Raw genomic sequence first — 14,898 nt, forward strand, 5'->3', positions numbered from 1 at the left:
GCCCGCGCGGCAGAGCGGCCCGACGCACCGCCGATCACCGCCCCACGCCGGCGCCGGCCGCGGGCAACCGTCCCCCGAGTTGCCCAGGGTTCGCCGTATGGCCGAAGACGCTCCCTCCTGCCCCGAGTGCAGGCAACCCCTGGAGCCGGGCGGTCTTGTGCTGGCCAAGAGAGACGACGACGGCCGCAGGGCCTGCCGATCTCTCTGGCGGTGCGCTGATCGGCATACCTGGTGGCAGTGGGCGGACCGGCCGGAGGAGCCACTGGAAGTCTGCCCGGTTCCGCAGGTGTTCCGCTGACGTCCTGCTCTGGCGCCGGCGGGCCCGTATTCCGGAGTTCTGAGGTGTGCTCATCTCGGCGCGACGGCTCGGAGCCATTCGGCGAGCGCGGAGAAGTCGGCGTCATCGAGGCCCTGGGCCGGCTCGACGTGGTGCAGGAGTGACGGCCCGGGGTGGCTGGCATCGACCCAGAGGCGGTCCATGGCGCCGATCTCGTCGTCGACCCAGATGAAGGGTCGGCCGGCGGCCCACTCGACCATGGGGCGAGTCTTCCAGTGGAGACCCCGCGGGGTTCCGCCCGCGTCGGCGTCCGGCCACTCCAGCAACGGCAGCCTCGGCAGGCCGATGCGCGGGGCGACTACTTCGTTCGCCTCTTCCCGCCAGGTCGTCGCCCACACGAGCCGGCAGCCCAGAGCAATGAGGCGCTCCCCGACGCCGGGGTCGAGTCGGGCCAGCAACGGGTTCCCCTGGTCGACGGTCGTCGAGGAGGCGGCAGTGACCTTTGAATGGCTGGCCGACGACCCGAACGGGATCAGTGGGCCGTCCACGTCGAGGAAAAGGAGAGGGCGCTCCGATGAGCTGGTCACGGCAGCACCGTAGCCCCGCGCGGCGTGGGGGCGGCACCTTCCGGCTGGGCCGTCCCCGGGCCCTGAGGGTGCCCGCGGCCGGTCGACGGCGACCGGCAGTGACGGGTGAGGGTCAGGCGGCATCCAGGAAAGGCCAGGTCAAAGGCCCCGCCGGGAACGCGTTTCCTCACAGGGGTGGCGGTGCGGCAAGATGGGGTGTATCTGCCCACCTGCCTGATCAAGCTGCCGGACGGTTTCTCTTGGCTGAGTACATTTACACCATGCGCAAGGCGCGCAAGGCGCACGGCGACAAGGTGATCCTTGATGACGTCACCCTGAGCTTCCTGCCCGGCGCGAAGATCGGTGTGGTCGGTCCGAACGGTGCCGGTAAGTCCACCGTTCTGAAGATCATGGCGGGGCTGGAGCAGCCGTCGAACGGCGACGCGTTCCTGTCGCCGGGCTACACGGTCGGCATCCTGCTCCAGGAGCCCCCGCTGAACGAGGAGAAGACCGTCCTGGAGAACGTCCAGGAGGGGGTCGCCGAGGTCAAGGGCAAGCTCGACCGGTTCAACGAGATCGCCGAGCAGATGGCGACCGACTACTCGGACGCGCTGCTCGAGGAGATGGGCAAGCTCCAGGAGGAGCTCGACCACGCCAACGCCTGGGACCTCGACGCCCAGCTCGAGCAGGCCATGGACGCGCTGGGCTGCCCGCCCGGCGACTGGCCCGTGGTCAATCTGTCCGGTGGTGAGAAGCGGCGTGTGGCGCTGTGCAAGCTGCTGCTGGAGGCGCCCGACCTGCTGCTGCTCGACGAGCCCACCAACCACCTCGACGCCGAGTCCGTGAACTGGCTGGAGCAGCACCTCGCCAAGTACGAGGGCACCGTCGTGGCCGTCACCCACGACCGGTACTTCCTGGACAACGTCGCCGGCTGGATCTGCGAGGTCGACCGCGGCCGCCTGCACGGCTACGAGGGCAACTACTCCAAGTACCTGGAGACCAAGGCCACCCGTCTCAAGGTCGAGGGCCAGAAGGACGCCAAGCGGCAGAAGCGCCTCAAGGACGAGCTCGAGTGGGTGCGGTCGAACGCCAAGGGGCGGCAGGCCAAGTCCAAGGCGCGTCTCGCGCGGTACGAGGAGATGGCCGCCGAGGCCGACAAGATGCGGAAGCTGGACTTCGAGGAGATCCAGATCCCGCCGGGCCCGCGGCTGGGCAACGTCGTCGTCGAGGTGAACAACCTCAGCAAGGCCTTCGGGGAGAAGGTGCTGATCGACGATCTGTCGTTCACGCTGCCCCGCAACGGGATCGTCGGGGTCATCGGGCCCAACGGTGCGGGCAAGACCACCCTGTTCAAGATGATCCAGGGTCTCGAGGAGCCGGACTCCGGCACCATCAAGGTCGGCGACACCGTCAAGATCTCCTACGTCGACCAGAGCCGCGAGAACATCGACCCGAAGAAGTCGCTGTGGGCCGTGGTGAGCGACGAGCTCGACTACATCAACGTCGGGCAGGTCGAGATGCCCTCCCGCGCCTACGTGTCCGCGTTCGGGTTCAAGGGCCCGGACCAGCAGAAGGCGGCCGGAGTCCTCTCCGGCGGTGAGCGCAACCGGCTGAACCTCGCCCTCACCCTCAAGCAGGGCGGCAACCTGCTGCTCCTCGACGAGCCGACCAACGACCTCGACGTCGAGACCCTGAGCAGCCTGGAGAACGCGCTGCTCGAGTTCCCCGGCTGTGCCGTCGTCGTCTCCCACGACCGGTGGTTCCTGGACCGCGTGGCCACGCACATCCTCGCCTACGAGGGCGAGTCCAAGTGGTTCTGGTTCGAGGGCAACTTCGAGTCCTACGAGAAGAACAAGGTCGAGCGGCTCGGCGCCGACGCCGCCCGCCCGCACCGCGCCACCTACAAGAAGCTGACCCGGGGCTGATCTTGCGGCACATCTACCGCTGCCCACTGCGCTGGGCGGACATGGACGCGTACGGCCACGTCAACAACGTGGTCTTCCTCCGCTACCTGGAGGAGGCCCGTATCGACTTCCTGTTCCGCCCGGAGAAAGACTTCAAGCAGGGGTCCGTGGTGGCACGCCACGAGATCGACTACAAGCGCCAGCTCGTCCACCGGCACCACCCGGTCGACATCGAGCTGTGGGTCACGGAGATCAGAGCGGCTTCCTTCACGCTCACCTACGAGGTGAAGGACGGTGACGTCGTCTACGTCCGCGCCTCCACGGTGATCGTGCCGTTCGACTTCGAGGCGCAGCGGCCCCGGCGGATCACCGCCGACGAGCGGGAGTTCCTCCAGGAGTACACGGACGCCGAGGAGGAGGCCGTCGCCGCATGACGGTGCTCCACCTCGCCGACGAGGGGGAGGCCGCCGACCTCGCGGCCTTCCTCTCCCGGCTGCTCCACTACGACCGTTCCGCCGCGGTGCGCCTCCAGGCGGCCGGCACGGCCCTCGCCGTCTTCGGCCGGCCGCCCTCCTTCGAGGTGCTGGCCGTGCGCACGGTGCGGCTGGCCAAGCCGTACGAGAACGGGCTCGACGTCACGCTGGACGTGACCGTGTCCGCCGGTGAGCTGCTGGAGAGCGTGGACGAGCGGGCGGCCACCGCCCGTGTCCCCGGTTCGGTGACCGGGCCGCCGTGGGCCGGGGTGTTGCCTCCGCGCGGCGGGTGGCGGGCCGAGCCGGGGCTGCCCGCCCCGGACGCCCTGCGCGCGCTGGTCGCCGCCGCGGTGGCGGAGTTCCGGGCGCGTACGGAGGAGCTGGCGGCCGAGGACCGTACCAGGGCCGCGCTCGACGGTATCGGGCGGGACATCTGGTCCCGGACCGTCGGCGACACCGGGCTGCCGGTGCGGGCCGTGCACGCGGCCCAGTCGCTCGGGTTCCTGCGGCCGCGTGGAGCATCCGGTCCCGGGACCGGCCCCGGCTCCGGGGAGGACGCGCCCCGGCTGTTCTCGTCCGGTGCGTGGCTGCGGCTGCGCACGCCCTTCGGGTCCGTGGCCCTGCGCAGGGCCGGGACCGGAGCCCTCGGCATCAGCGTGCGCTGAGCCCGGCCCGCCCTTCCCTTCCCGGCGGGGCCACCGGTTTCAGTGGTGGGGCTCGCCGTCGTCCGGGCGTACGGCGATGTGGTCGCTCTCCAGCTCCAGGGCGACGCGGTCGCGCATGCCGAGGGCCGCGGTGTAGTCGGCGGGCAGCTGGAGCCGGCCGGCACGGTCCAGCATGGCGTACTCGCGGGCCACCACCGTCTCGTGGCCGGTCTCGGCGTCCACCTCGCTGCGCCGCAGCACCTCCGTGGAGGTACGGCCGTCGCGGATGGCGACCGTGCGGCGGACCTCGCCGGCCACCGCCTGGTCGTGGGTGACGACGACGACCGTGGTGCCCAGGGCTTCGTTCGCCGTGCGGAACGCGGCGAAGATCTGTTCCGCGGTGTGGGAGTCGAGTTCACCGGTGGGTTCGTCGGCGAGCAGCACCGACGGGGAGCCCGCGAGGGCCACGGCGATGGCGACCCGCTGCTGCTGACCGCCGGACATCTGCCGCGGGCGGCGGTCGCGGCAGTCGGCGACGCCCATCAGGTCCAGCAGCTCCAGCACGCGTTCGGCGCGCTGCGCCCGGCGTCCGCCGGTGCCGGCCAACTGCAGGGGCAGCGCCACGTTCTGGGCGGCCGTCAGGTAGGGGATGAGGTTGCGGGACGTCTGCTGCCACACGAAGCCCACGACCGTGCGGCGGTAGGCCAGGCGGTCCTTCGCCGTCATCGTCATCAGGTCGTGCCCCGCGACCCGGGCCGCCCCGGCGGTCGGCGTGTCCAGGCCGGCCAGGATGTTCATCAGGGTGGACTTGCCGCTGCCCGAGGCGCCGACCAGCGCCATCAGCTCGCCCTCGCGGACCAGGAGGTCGAGCCCCTGCAGGGCCTGCACCTCGACCCCGTCCGCGCTGAAGATCCGGACCAGGCGGTCGCAGGTGATCAGCGCGTCGTGCCCGTAGGCGGGCCGGTCACGGGACGCGGTGGCGCGGCCGGCCAGGTCGGCGAGGGTGGGGTCGGTCGTCATCGGGGCTCCTCCAGGTCTCCGTCCGTGCTCGGCCCTGCTCGGTCTCCGTCCGTGCTCCGCCGTGCTCGGTCTCCGTCCGCGGTTCGTCGTACCGCCCGTCGCGCCTTCACCGGGCATCGCCCGCCCGCAGCTCCGTCACCGCTCCGCGCCGGCCCGACCACCACGCCTGCAGCGCCGCCACCCCCACCGCCAGTACCAGCACCGTCACCGCCGGGACGGCCAGCCACCACGGGTCGGCACGCAGTTCCGCGCGGCCCACCGGGGAGGCCGTCGTCGACATCGCGATGGTGGTCAGGTCGATGCCGGGGGAGAGGAGCCGTACGGCCGCCCAGCCGGTCAGGACGCCGCCCAGCGCGGCGGGCAGGGCCTGCGGGAGGGACTCCAGGACCAGCAGGCGGCGGCCCTGGGCACGGGTGAGGCCCATGGTGCGCAGCCGCGCGAGGAGGGCGGCGCGTTCGGGTGCGGCGCTCGCCAGGGACAGCAGGAGGGCCAGGGCGGCGTAGCCGGCGCCGGCGGCCACGGCTGCCGTGTAGATCCGTTCCGCGCCGGACTGCAGCGGCGAGTCCACATACGTGTCGCGCTGCTCGGACCGCAGGTGGACGGTGCCGACGTCGTCCGCGGCCCGGTGCAGCGCACCCGCGTCCAGGCCGTCGCCGGTCAGCAGCAGCACGTTCGGCGGGACGGAGCCGGTGGGCAGGCCGGCCCGGTCCACGACGAGGAAGTCGTCGCCGTACACGGCCGGGGTGCGGTCGCGCACCAGCACGATCCGCAGCGTGGCGGTGTTCCCGTCGGCCAGGCGCAGCCGGAAGGCCCGGTCGCCGAACCGTTCGGCGACCGCGGGGGAGGCCAGCGCCGGCAGTACGGCTTCCTCGGAGCCGCTTCCGGAGCCGCTTCCGGAGCCGTCCGGCCGCGTCAACGGCCCCTCGGGGAACGCGCCGAGGTCCGTCCGCCCCGCCAGTGCCGCGTAGGCACCGGGGTCCACGCCCGCGAGCGGCAGCGACTGGCGGCCGTCCGGCGTCCTGGCCAGCCAGTCGACGCCGGCCTCGGTGACCTCCCGTACCCCGGGGACCCGCCCGAGACGGCGGGGCAGACCGGAGGGCAGCGGCTCGGCCGCCTCCACCCGGGCGTCGGCGCCCACGGCGAGCAGCGCGGCCCGGTCGCGGGCGTCGGCCACGCCGCTGAGGACCGAGCCTCCGAACGCCGCGACGGTGAACGCGGTCAGCAGCGCGAGGAGGGGCAGCACGGTGGAGGCGGAGGTCCGGCCGGCCCGGGCCAGGGCGAGCGGACCGACCGCGCCGCGCAGCCGCCGCGCCGGACGGGCCAGCCCGCGCAGCGGCAGCGGGTACAGACGCACCAGCACCAGCGCGGCGATCACCCCGACCAGCACCGGTGCCATCGCCACCAGGTCGCCGGCGCCGTTTGTCGCGCCGCGCCGGCGCAGCGTCTCGACCGCGCCGAGGGCGAGGACCACGACCGTCAGTTCGGCGACCGTACGGCGCCGTGACGCACGGGGCGCCGCCGCGTCCCTCCGTCCGTCGTGGACGCGTACCCGGCGGTGCGCGGCGGTGGCCCGCAGCGGCAGCGCCAGGCAGGCCACGGCGATGACCGCGACGGCGGCCCACAGCGCGGGGAGCAGCCGGGCGCCGGGCAGCGTGAGCAGGGCCGCGCCGAGGCCGAGCGCTCCCGCGGGCACCGCCACGACCGCCGTCTCGGCCAGCAGCCGCCCCGCCAGGCCCGCTACGGAGGCGCCGCGAGCGCGCAGCAGGGCCAGTTCGGCACGGCGCCGGCCCGCGGCCAGACCGCCCGCCATCAGCAGGACGACGACGGCGACCGTGCCCGAGCCCGAGGCGGCGACGGAGACCAGCGGGCCGATGTCGTCGTCGAGTCGCCCGTAGGTGGTGAGGACGTCGTCGAGGCCGGTCGTGGCCTCCGTCTGCGGGCCGGTCGTCGCGTGCAGTCGCCGCAGGGCGGGCCCGGACTCCAGGGAGGCCACGGCGGAGGCGAGCGGGTCGAGGTCGCGGCTGTGCAGGGCGTCCGGGTCGGGCGCGAGGTGCCAGTAGCGGGCCACGGGCGCCGAGCCGAGGAGCGCGGGGCCCGCCTCGGGGGCGAGCAGCAGTCCGCCGACCCAGTAGGTGGGGCTGGGGGCGCCGGCCGGTCCCGGCACGCGCCGCAGGGAGGGGGTGCGCAGCACGGGGTCGACGGACCAGTAGGCACCGTCTGGCCGCTCGGGCGTGAGGATGCCGGTGACGCGCACGGTGAGTTCGCGGTCGCCGACCACGTGGACGACCGAACCCACCTTCACGTGCAGCGTGCGGGCCGTCTCCTCGGACACCGCGGCCTCCACCCGCGTGGTCGAGGCGTCGGCCCGCCCGCCGGGGACTCTCGGCAGCCGGCCGGAGCGCAGCCGGGCGTGGCCGTCGAGACCCTGCGGGGCGGCGAGGACCATCTCGGCGGGCAGCCCGTCGGGCCGGGGCAGCCACTTCTCCGGTGAGGGCAGGCCGTCGGTGACGCGGACGCCGTAGGACGACTGCTCCTCGTCGACGACGAGCGGGCGCTCGACGGCGCCGAGGACGGACCGGTGGTCGGCGGCGAGCCGCCGGGGCCGGAGACTGTCCTCCGCGGCCCGCGCATCCGCGCCGGGGTCGGGAGCGGCGGACACCTGGACGCCGGTCACGTCGGCCGGGGCCCGCTCGACCGCCCGGCGCAGACCGGCGTCCGCGTACCGGTCCAGCGTCCGGGGGAACGCGGCGGCCAGGAACGCGGTCACCGCCACCAGCACCGCCAGGGCGACGGCGGCACCGGGCGCGGCCCGCAGCCTGGTCCGCACCCAGGGGGCGGTGGCGGGGGTCATCGGCCGGTACCTCCGGCGTCCTTGAGGGTCACCGCCGTGTCCGTGCGGCGGAGGGCCAGGGCGGCCGTGGCCAGGAACGCGGTCACCGCCACCAGCACCGCCAGGGCGACGGCGGCACCGGGCGCGGCCCGCAGCCTGGTCCGCACCCAGGGGGCGGTGGCGGGGGTCATCGGCCGGTACCTCCGGCGTCCTTGAGGGTCACCGCCGTGTCCGTGCGGCGGAGGGCCAGGGCGGCCGTGACCAGGAACGCGGTCACCGCCACCAGCACCGCCAGGGCGACGGCGGCACCGGGCGCGGCCCGCAGCCTGGTCCGCCCCCAGGGGGCGGTCGCGGGGGTCATCGGCCGGTACCTCCGGCGTCCTTGAGGGTCACCGCCGTGTCCGTGCGGCGGAGGGCCAGGGCGGCCGTGACCAGGAACGGGACGACGGAGACGCCGGCCAGCAGCAGGGCGATCCGGCCGGCCGGCAGGGCCACGTGGACGTCCGGCACGGGACGGGTGGCCCGCGGGGTCAGTACGGTCAGCGGGATCACCGCCCGGGTCAGCACCGCGCCGAGGGCGGCGCCGGTCAGCAGGGCCAGGCCGGTCAGCACGCCCTGCTCGACGGCGACCGTACGGGCCGGCCCGCGGCGCTGGGCGCCCAGGGCGCGCAGCACGGCGAACTCCCCGCCCCGCTCGCGCAGCGACCCCGCCGCGCTCACCGCGAAGCCGACCGCGGCCAGCGCCGCCGCCACCAGGGTCGCCGCGGCGAACGCCGCCCCGGGACCGGCGCCGAACGGGTCGTCCCGCAGCCGCTCGGCGACCTCGTCGCGCACCAGGACCTCGGCCGGTGCCGTGTCCGGGAACGCCCGCAGGCCGGCCGCCGCCTCACCGGTCTTCCCCGGCCCGGTGCGCAGCCACCACTCGGTGGGCTCGACGGCGGCGCCGTACTCGCCCTGCAGATACCGGTTCACCGCCGGCAGATCGACCAGCAGCGCGCCGCCGAACCGGGCCGAGGGAGCCTCGGGCCCGGTGCCCGGCAGCTCGCGCGCGGAGCGCACGATCCGCACCGGTACGTCGTGGCCGCCGATCGGCACCGTGACGCGCTGCCCGGTGCGGGCGCCCGCCGAGTCGAGGAAACGGTCCCCGGCCACGGCGGTCACCTCCTCCGGCTTCGGCTGTGCGACCCGCAGCCGCACGGTCAGCGTGGTCAGCCGGGAGCCGTCCGAGAGGCCCGTGACGTACTCGACGGCGAGCGGACCGGAGTCCAGCAGGCGCGGCTCGGCCGGGGCGCCCTCCGCGCCCGGTGCGCCCGGCGGCGAGGACGGTTGCGAGCCGGCCGTCCAGGCGTCCGGCAGCGGCACCGGCCGTACGGAGCCCTCGGCGTCCCCGGCCGTCACCCGCCGTACGGTCAGGCGGTGTTCCTCCTCCCGGTCCGCGGGCTGGACCACCGTGAACTCGGCGCCGGTCAGGGTGAGCGGTCCGCCGGAGACGTCCAGGCCGAGGGTGTGCTCCCGGCCGTCGGCGGCCAGCGAACCGGCGCCGAGCCGGTACGGGGTGCCCCAGCGGTCCTCGACGGTGACCGTCACGTCCGCCGACCGGGTGCCGGCCGAGGACGGGCCGGCGTTCGGCACGGTCAGGGCCGCCGTCAGCGCGAGCCGGGTCGTGCCGGCCGGGATCCTCGCGCCGTTCGACGGCCGCCGGGGCGCCATCCCGGACAGCAGCCCGCGCGGCGACCGGTCGGCCAGGTCCGGCCGCATCAGCATCGTGTCCCGCGCGTGCGCGGTGTCCAGCGCCAGCACCGTCGCCGTCCGGTCGCCGGACAGCGGGACCTCCGACCGCGCCGCGGGCGCGACCTGCCGTACGCCGGTGACGCCCGCGATCCGGTCGGTGCGGCCCGGGTCCGCCGTGCCGGAGGCCAGCACCCGGATCGGCGCGCCCGCGCGGAAGTCGGCCTGGTCGTCCTGCGAACGGGACCACGACGCCCCCTGCCCGATCGCCATCGTGCCCAGCGCCACGGCGAGCACCAGCAGCAGCACGGGGCCCGCCCCGCGCATCGGACGGCGGCTCAGCTGCCAGCCCGCCAGCGCCACCGCGAGACCGCGCCCGCGCGCCGCCCGGCGCTCCGCGAGCCGCGCCACCAGCGGCAGCAGCCGCAGCGCCAGTGCCGTCCCCGCCAGCAGCGCCAGCGCGGGCGTCGCCACGAACAGCGGGTCGACCCCGAGCGAGCCCGCGTCCGCCTCCTCGCCGGTCCCGGCGGCGGAGGTCTGCCGGTCAAGCTGCCAGTAGGCGATGCCCGCGATCACCAGCAGGCCCACGTCCGCGCCGGCCCGCAGCCAGCCCGGCAGCGCCCGGGAGCGGCCGCCGCCGTCGGCCTGGGGCGCGAGGGTCAACGCAGGCAGCGTCACGGCCAGGGTGCACCCGAGGGCCGCCACCGCCGCCACCAGCCACACCGTCCCGCCGGCGCCGGCCGTCGGTTCCCAGCCGAGCCCGATGCGGGCCGGCGCCCCCTGCCCGGCCGACAGCCGGACCAGCGGTCCCGCCAGCAGCGGCGCGCAGACCAGCGCGGGCACGGTCAGCAGCAGCGCCTCCAGCGCGGCCCCCGCCGCCAGCCGTGCGCGAGAGGCGCCGCGTGCCCGCAGCAGCCGCAGCTCGCCCGCCCGCTCCACGCTCAGCAGCCGCGCCACCAGCAGCAGCGTGCCGCCCGCGAGCAGGACGAGCTGCAGCGCGATCACGAGGAGCGTGGAACGGGAGACCTCCAGCGACCGGTCGAGACGCTCCAGGATCGCCGGCAGGTCGGTCGTCGCCGCGGTGGTGCCGCTGAGCACCTTCTGCTCGCGCAGCCACTCCATGCCGCTTTGGGCCGCATCCCCGAGGGCTTCGGCCCGCCCGGCCGTGAGCGACGCGTAGTCCGCCGTCACCAGCCACCCGGACGCCCCCGCGCTGACCCGGCCGCCGCTCAGTACGCCCGGCGGGGCGAGCAGCGGCCCGTACGTCGTGAAGCCGCCCTGCTTCACCCCGCGGCCGTCCAGGTCGTCGAGGCGCCAGTACGGCGACCCGGTGTCCACCGGCCGGTACAGGCCGCTCACCACGACGCGGACGGCCGGACCGTCGAGCCGGTCGGTGAGGGTGAGCCGGTCGCCCGTACCGACGCCGACGCGCTCGGCGGCGGCCACCGGCACCGCCACCTCGACCGTGCCGCCGTCGGCCCCCGCCACGGGCATGCGGCCCTGCTCGACGCGGACCTGCGTGGGATCCAGCGCCGCGAAGAACGTCAGATCGGGGTCGCCGGACCGCTCGGTCGGCGGCCGCGGGGAGCCGGGCAGCGCGTACGGGCCCGAGCGCACCAGGGTCCGTACCGTGAGCGGCAGCCCGTCGAAGGTCCTCGCGGCCCCCTCGCGCACGGTGGCGTCGGCGGCCGGCCGCCGTCCGGCCGGTACGTCCGCCTTCACGACCAGTGCGGCGTCGGACCCGGTGCGCGGGTCGGCGAGGGCGTGCCGCAGGGCCGCGTCGCCGACGGCGCCCGAGTAGGAGGTCAGGGTGGCGAGGACCGTCGTGGTCAGCAGGACGGTGAGCAGGGCCGCGGCCGGCAGCAGGCGGTGTGCTCGTGCCCGCAGCAGCACGAACTGCGTGAGCCCCCCGAACCCCGACACCCGGCCCCCTGCCGCTGTTGTCCAGACCTCGCCGGGATGCTGTCAGAGGTGGGGACGCCGAAGTAAGCGCCCGGGACCGGGACTTGACCGGATCGTGACCGGAATCCGGCGTCGGCCGACCGGAATGCGTCCGTCAGCCCATCGGCCGGTGAGGGCGTCGGTCAGGGGCCGGTCAGTCGGGAGTGTTGATCATCGAGGCCGCCGCGTACGTCAGGTACTTCCACAGCGTCTGCTCGTGCTCCTCGGACAGACCCAGCTCGTCGAGCGCGACCCGCATGTGCTTCAGCCAGGCGTCGTGCGCGGCCCGGTCGACGACGAAGGGGGCGTGCCGCATCCGCAGCCGCGGGTGGCCCCGGTTGTCGCTGTACGTCGTCGGGCCGCCCCAGTACTGCATCAGGAACAGGGCGAAACGGTCCTCGGCCGGACCCAGGTCCTCCTCGGGGTACATCGGCCGCAGGATCGGGTCCTCGGCGACTCCCTCGTAGAAGCGGTGGACGAGGCGGCGGAAGGTCTCCTCCCCGCCGACCTGCTCGTAGAAGGTCTGCTCCTGAAGCGTGCCGCGCCGAATCTCATTCACGCCGTCCATGGTCTCAGACCCGGGGGCATAGGACTCAAGACCTAGGACCCGCCCGGGAACCCTGCCCGCCTCCCGCCCGGCCCGTACTGTGGAGGCATGGGCGGGTACGAGGACCTGGACAGCCTCGCCGCCTCCGCGCGGGCGGAGCTGGTGCGCGAGATCGAGCTGAGCGGCGCCTGGACGGCCGATCCGGTGTGGCGGGAGGCGTTCCTCGCGGTCCCGCGCCACCTCTTCGTGCCGTACTACTACGTCGGCGTCCGGGGCGGCTACGAACGCCGGTGGGGCGAACACCCCGACCCCGCCGCCCGCGAGCACTGGGTGCGCGGCGCGTACGCCGACGCCCCGCTGGCGACCCGGATGCGCGACGGCGAGCTGCTCTCCTCCAGCAGCCAGCCCTCGCTGATGGCGATGATGCTGGTCGAGCTGGACGTGCGGGACGGCGACCGGGTCCTGGAGATCGGCGCCGGCACCGGCTACAACGCCGCCCTGCTCGCCCACCGGCTCGGCGACGACGACCTGGTCACCACCGTCGACCTGGACCCCGAGATCACCGAGTCGGCCCGCCGGCACCTGGACGCCGCCGGGTACCACCCGGCCGTCGTCACGGGCGACGGCGCCCGCGGTGTTCCCGAGCGCGCCCCCTACGACCGGATCCTCGCCACCTGTGCGCTGCCCTCGATCCCCCGCGCGTGGACCGCCCAGTGCCGTCCCGGCGGGCGGATCCTGACGCCGCTCGCCACCGGGCTCGTCGTCCTCACCGTCCGCGACGCCGGGCACGCCGAGGGGCGCTTCCTGCACACGCCCGCGTACTTCGTGCCGCTGCGCGGCGCGGACCGGGCCGAGCCCGAGACGCCGGGCCTGGGCGGCGTACCGCGCCGGGCCCGGGAGGACGACCTGTTCCGCTTCCTGCTGGCGCTGAGCCGGGGCGGCCTGGACCCGCAGGAGGCGTACGCGCTGTGGGACCGCGAGGACGCCCCGCGCCGTGAGCGCTACGGCATCACCGTCAGCGGCGAACGGGCCTGGGCGTGGCTGGACGACCCCGAGGGGCCCTACGCCTGGCCGTTCGCCTGACGCGGGCCCACTCGAAGGTGCCGTCGTGCCTATCCCCGGCGGATCGTGATCGTCGTCCAGGCGCCGACGTGCACCCGGTCGCCGTCCTGGAGCGGCACCGGCACGAAGGGCTGGATCGGCTCCTCGCCGCCGTTGACCGTCGTGCCGTTCGTCGAGTTCTGGTCGACGACCGCCCAGCCGCCGTCCGGCTGGTGCACCAGCACCGCGTGCTGGTGCGAGACACCCGGGTCCTCCGGCGGCACGGCCAGATCGATGTCCGGGGTGTCGCCGGTGGAGTGCCGGCGGCGGCCGATGGTGATCTGGTTGCCGGTGAGCGTGCGCTGCTGCTCGGGCGAGTACGCGGGCAGGTTCAGGCCCGCGGCCTCGGGGCCGGAGCGCTGCATCATCGCCATGAAGTACTCGCGGTCCGGGCCGATCGTCGCCGACCAGGTGGTCGGCTGCTGGGGCCGCTGCTGCTGCGGGAAGCCCTGGCCGGGACCGGGCGGGGCCTGGGTGGCGCCGGGCTGCGGGTAGCCGTAGCCGCCACCCTGGGCCGGACCGCCCGGACCGCCCGGACCGCCCGGACCGCCCGGACCGCCCTGACCGCCGGGACCGCCGGACGTCGGCGGGGAGAGCACCCAGTCGTCGTCACCGCCGCCGCCGAAGGCCGGGCCGCCTTGCTGCGGGCGGTTGGTCTCCTGCGGGAAGGCGGGCGGGGCCGGGGGACCGGACTGGAACCCCTGCGGGGCACCGCCCGGGCCACCCGGACCGCCGGCGCCGGGCGGCGGCGGGGGCGGAGGCGGGACGGGACGCGAGGGATCGGCACCGAAGCCGGGCGGGGACGGAGGACCGGAGGGACCGCCGGGCCCACCCGGGCCGCCCGGACCACCGAAGCCGCCGGGACCGCCCGGACCGCCGGGCCTGTCAGGGCTGCCCGGACCGCCGAAGCCGCCGGGACCGTTCGGACCGCCGGGTCGCTCAGGGCTGCCGGGGCTGCCCGGACCGCCGAAGCCGCCGGGCCGCTCGGGACCAGCGGGGCCCCCGGGTCGCTCAGGGCTGCCGGGGCCGCCCGGACCGCCGAAGCCGCCGGGCCGCTCGGGACCAGCGGGGCCCCCGGGTCGCTCAGGGCCGCCGGGGCCGCCCGGACCGCCCGGACCGCCGAAGCCGCCGGGACCGTTCGGCCCGTTGGGTCCGCCCGGAGCGCCGGGGCGGTCAGGGCCACCGGGGCCACCGAAGCCGCCGGGGCGGTTGGGCCCGTCAGGGCCGTCGAAGCCGCCGGGACCACCGGGACCGCCGGGCCGGTCGGAACCGCCGGGGCCGAAGGGGCCGGGGCCGCCCGCAGGACCACCGGAACCGCCCCCCGGCCCCCCGGGACCACCGCGTCCCGACGGGTCGCTGCCGAAGGGCGGCGGGCCCGGGGGAATCGGTTCGGCGGGGCGGTTCATCTGGGACGGGCGGGAGCCCTGGTAGTCGTACGCGTCACCGCCGCCGAAGGACGGACCCCCCGAGGGACCCGTCGGCGGCTGTCCGAAGTGCGGGGCCGGGCCGGGCGCCGGCGGGCGCGGGGCGGCCGGGGTGTACGACGTGGCGGTGTTGGTCAGGAAGTTCCACCGGCACTCCTCGCAGAACGGCGCACCGCCCTCACGCGGCGTGCGGCACTGCGGGCACAACTGCGGCTCGCCGCCGGGACCGCCCGGACCGCCACCGGGGCCGCCGCCCGGCCCACCGGGACCGGCGGGCGGCGGGAAGCCGTAGCCGCCGCCGGGCGGCGGGGGCGGCGGAGGGGGCGGCACGGCACCGGCCATGCGGTGACCGCAGACCTCGCACCAGTCGTCGGAACCCGACTGGTGTCCGTTCGGGCAGGTCGGCATGTCGGAGCTTCCCTCTCTTGCGGGCTTGTCGCGCG

General features: G+C 75.6%; 12 protein-coding genes. 4 read left to right on the top strand and 8 right to left on the bottom strand.

The window, feature by feature from the left end:
* Nucleotides 1-348: 348 nt before the first annotated feature.
* Complete coding sequence (locus tag NI25_RS25690) at nucleotides 349-864, bottom strand: HAD domain-containing protein (protein WP_061444705.1); 516 nt, start codon at nucleotides 862-864, stop codon at nucleotides 349-351.
* Nucleotides 865-1,103: 239 nt separating this feature from the next.
* Here NI25_RS25690 and ettA point away from each other — a divergent pair, with 239 nt between their 5' ends.
* Genes ettA through NI25_RS25705 form a run of 3 tightly spaced genes read left to right on the top strand, consistent with a single transcriptional unit; the run spans nucleotide 1,104 to nucleotide 3,885 of the window.
* On the top strand, nucleotides 1,104-2,768 hold the full coding sequence (gene ettA, locus NI25_RS25695; protein ID WP_061444706.1) for an energy-dependent translational throttle protein EttA: 1,665 nt from the start codon (nucleotides 1,104-1,106) through the stop codon (nucleotides 2,766-2,768).
* 2 nt (nucleotides 2,769-2,770) lie between these two features.
* A complete protein-coding gene (locus tag NI25_RS25700; protein ID WP_061444707.1) occupies nucleotides 2,771-3,181 on the top strand; it encodes an acyl-CoA thioesterase in 411 nt (136 codons plus the stop codon).
* Entirely contained in the window at nucleotides 3,178-3,885 is a 708-nt protein-coding gene (locus NI25_RS25705) for a hypothetical protein (protein WP_199561028.1), read from the top strand. Before NI25_RS25700 ends, NI25_RS25705 begins: the two co-directional genes overlap by 4 nt.
* A gap of 39 nt (nucleotides 3,886-3,924) precedes the next feature.
* Here NI25_RS25705 and NI25_RS25710 read toward each other — a convergent pair whose 3' ends face one another.
* The 6 genes from NI25_RS25710 to NI25_RS25725 form a co-directional block, all read right to left on the bottom strand.
* Nucleotides 3,925-4,884, bottom strand: a complete 960-nt coding sequence (locus tag NI25_RS25710) for an ABC transporter ATP-binding protein (protein ID WP_061444708.1) — start codon at nucleotides 4,882-4,884, stop codon at nucleotides 3,925-3,927.
* A gap of 106 nt (nucleotides 4,885-4,990) precedes the next feature.
* Nucleotides 4,991-7,735 (bottom strand): FtsX-like permease family protein, encoded by a 2,745-nt coding sequence (locus NI25_RS25715; RefSeq protein ID WP_061444709.1) that lies wholly within the window; start codon nucleotides 7,733-7,735, stop codon nucleotides 4,991-4,993.
* A complete protein-coding gene (locus tag NI25_RS39505; protein WP_158508465.1) occupies nucleotides 7,732-7,905 on the bottom strand; it encodes a hypothetical protein in 174 nt (57 codons plus the stop codon). The genes NI25_RS25715 and NI25_RS39505 overlap by 4 nt, the downstream gene beginning before the upstream one ends.
* Entirely contained in the window at nucleotides 7,902-8,075 is a 174-nt protein-coding gene (locus tag NI25_RS39510; protein WP_158508466.1) for a hypothetical protein, read from the bottom strand. Before NI25_RS39510 ends, NI25_RS39505 begins: the two co-directional genes overlap by 4 nt.
* The gene (locus NI25_RS25720) at nucleotides 8,072-11,365 is read right to left on the bottom strand and encodes an FtsX-like permease family protein (protein WP_061444710.1); all 3,294 of its coding nucleotides are present in this window, start codon (nucleotides 11,363-11,365) and stop codon (nucleotides 8,072-8,074) included. The genes NI25_RS39510 and NI25_RS25720 overlap by 4 nt, the downstream gene beginning before the upstream one ends.
* Nucleotides 11,366-11,537: 172 nt before the next feature.
* Nucleotides 11,538-11,951 (bottom strand): globin, encoded by a 414-nt coding sequence (locus NI25_RS25725; protein ID WP_061444711.1) that lies wholly within the window; start codon nucleotides 11,949-11,951, stop codon nucleotides 11,538-11,540.
* Nucleotides 11,952-12,038: 87 nt separating this feature from the next.
* On the opposite strand from NI25_RS25725, the gene NI25_RS25730 reads away from it, so the two are divergent.
* A complete protein-coding gene (locus NI25_RS25730) occupies nucleotides 12,039-13,013 on the top strand; it encodes a methyltransferase domain-containing protein (RefSeq protein ID WP_061444712.1) in 975 nt (324 codons plus the stop codon).
* Between the two features lie 29 nt (nucleotides 13,014-13,042).
* Here the strand turns inward: NI25_RS25730 and NI25_RS25735 are convergent, their stop codons facing one another.
* A complete protein-coding gene (locus NI25_RS25735; RefSeq protein WP_061444713.1) occupies nucleotides 13,043-14,863 on the bottom strand; it encodes an FHA domain-containing protein in 1,821 nt (606 codons plus the stop codon).
* Between the last annotated feature and the right edge of the window lie 35 nt (nucleotides 14,864-14,898).

The organism is Streptomyces sp. CCM_MD2014, assembly GCF_000772045.1.
GTDB classification, from domain to species: Bacteria; Actinomycetota; Actinomycetes; order Streptomycetales; family Streptomycetaceae; genus Streptomyces; species Streptomyces salinarius.

Bases quoted from the DNA above. Each gene is read 5' to 3' on its own strand.
- NI25_RS25705 (WP_199561028.1), top strand. From the start codon at position 3,178: ATGACGGTGCTCCACCTCGCCGACGAGGGGGAGGCCGCCGACCTCGCG.
- NI25_RS25730 (WP_061444712.1), top strand. From the start codon at position 12,039: ATGGGCGGGTACGAGGACCTGGACAGCCTCGCCGCCTCCGCGCGGGCG.
- NI25_RS39510 (WP_158508466.1), bottom strand. From the start codon at position 8,075: ATGACCCCCGCGACCGCCCCCTGGGGGCGGACCAGGCTGCGGGCCGCG.
- NI25_RS25725 (WP_061444711.1), bottom strand. From the start codon at position 11,951: ATGGACGGCGTGAATGAGATTCGGCGCGGCACGCTTCAGGAGCAGACC.
- NI25_RS25735 (WP_061444713.1), bottom strand. From the start codon at position 14,863: ATGCCGACCTGCCCGAACGGACACCAGTCGGGTTCCGACGACTGGTGC.
- NI25_RS25710 (WP_061444708.1), bottom strand. From the start codon at position 4,884: ATGACGACCGACCCCACCCTCGCCGACCTGGCCGGCCGCGCCACCGCG.
- NI25_RS39505 (WP_158508465.1), bottom strand. From the start codon at position 7,905: ATGACCCCCGCCACCGCCCCCTGGGTGCGGACCAGGCTGCGGGCCGCG.
- NI25_RS25715 (WP_061444709.1), bottom strand. From the start codon at position 7,735: ATGACCCCCGCCACCGCCCCCTGGGTGCGGACCAGGCTGCGGGCCGCG.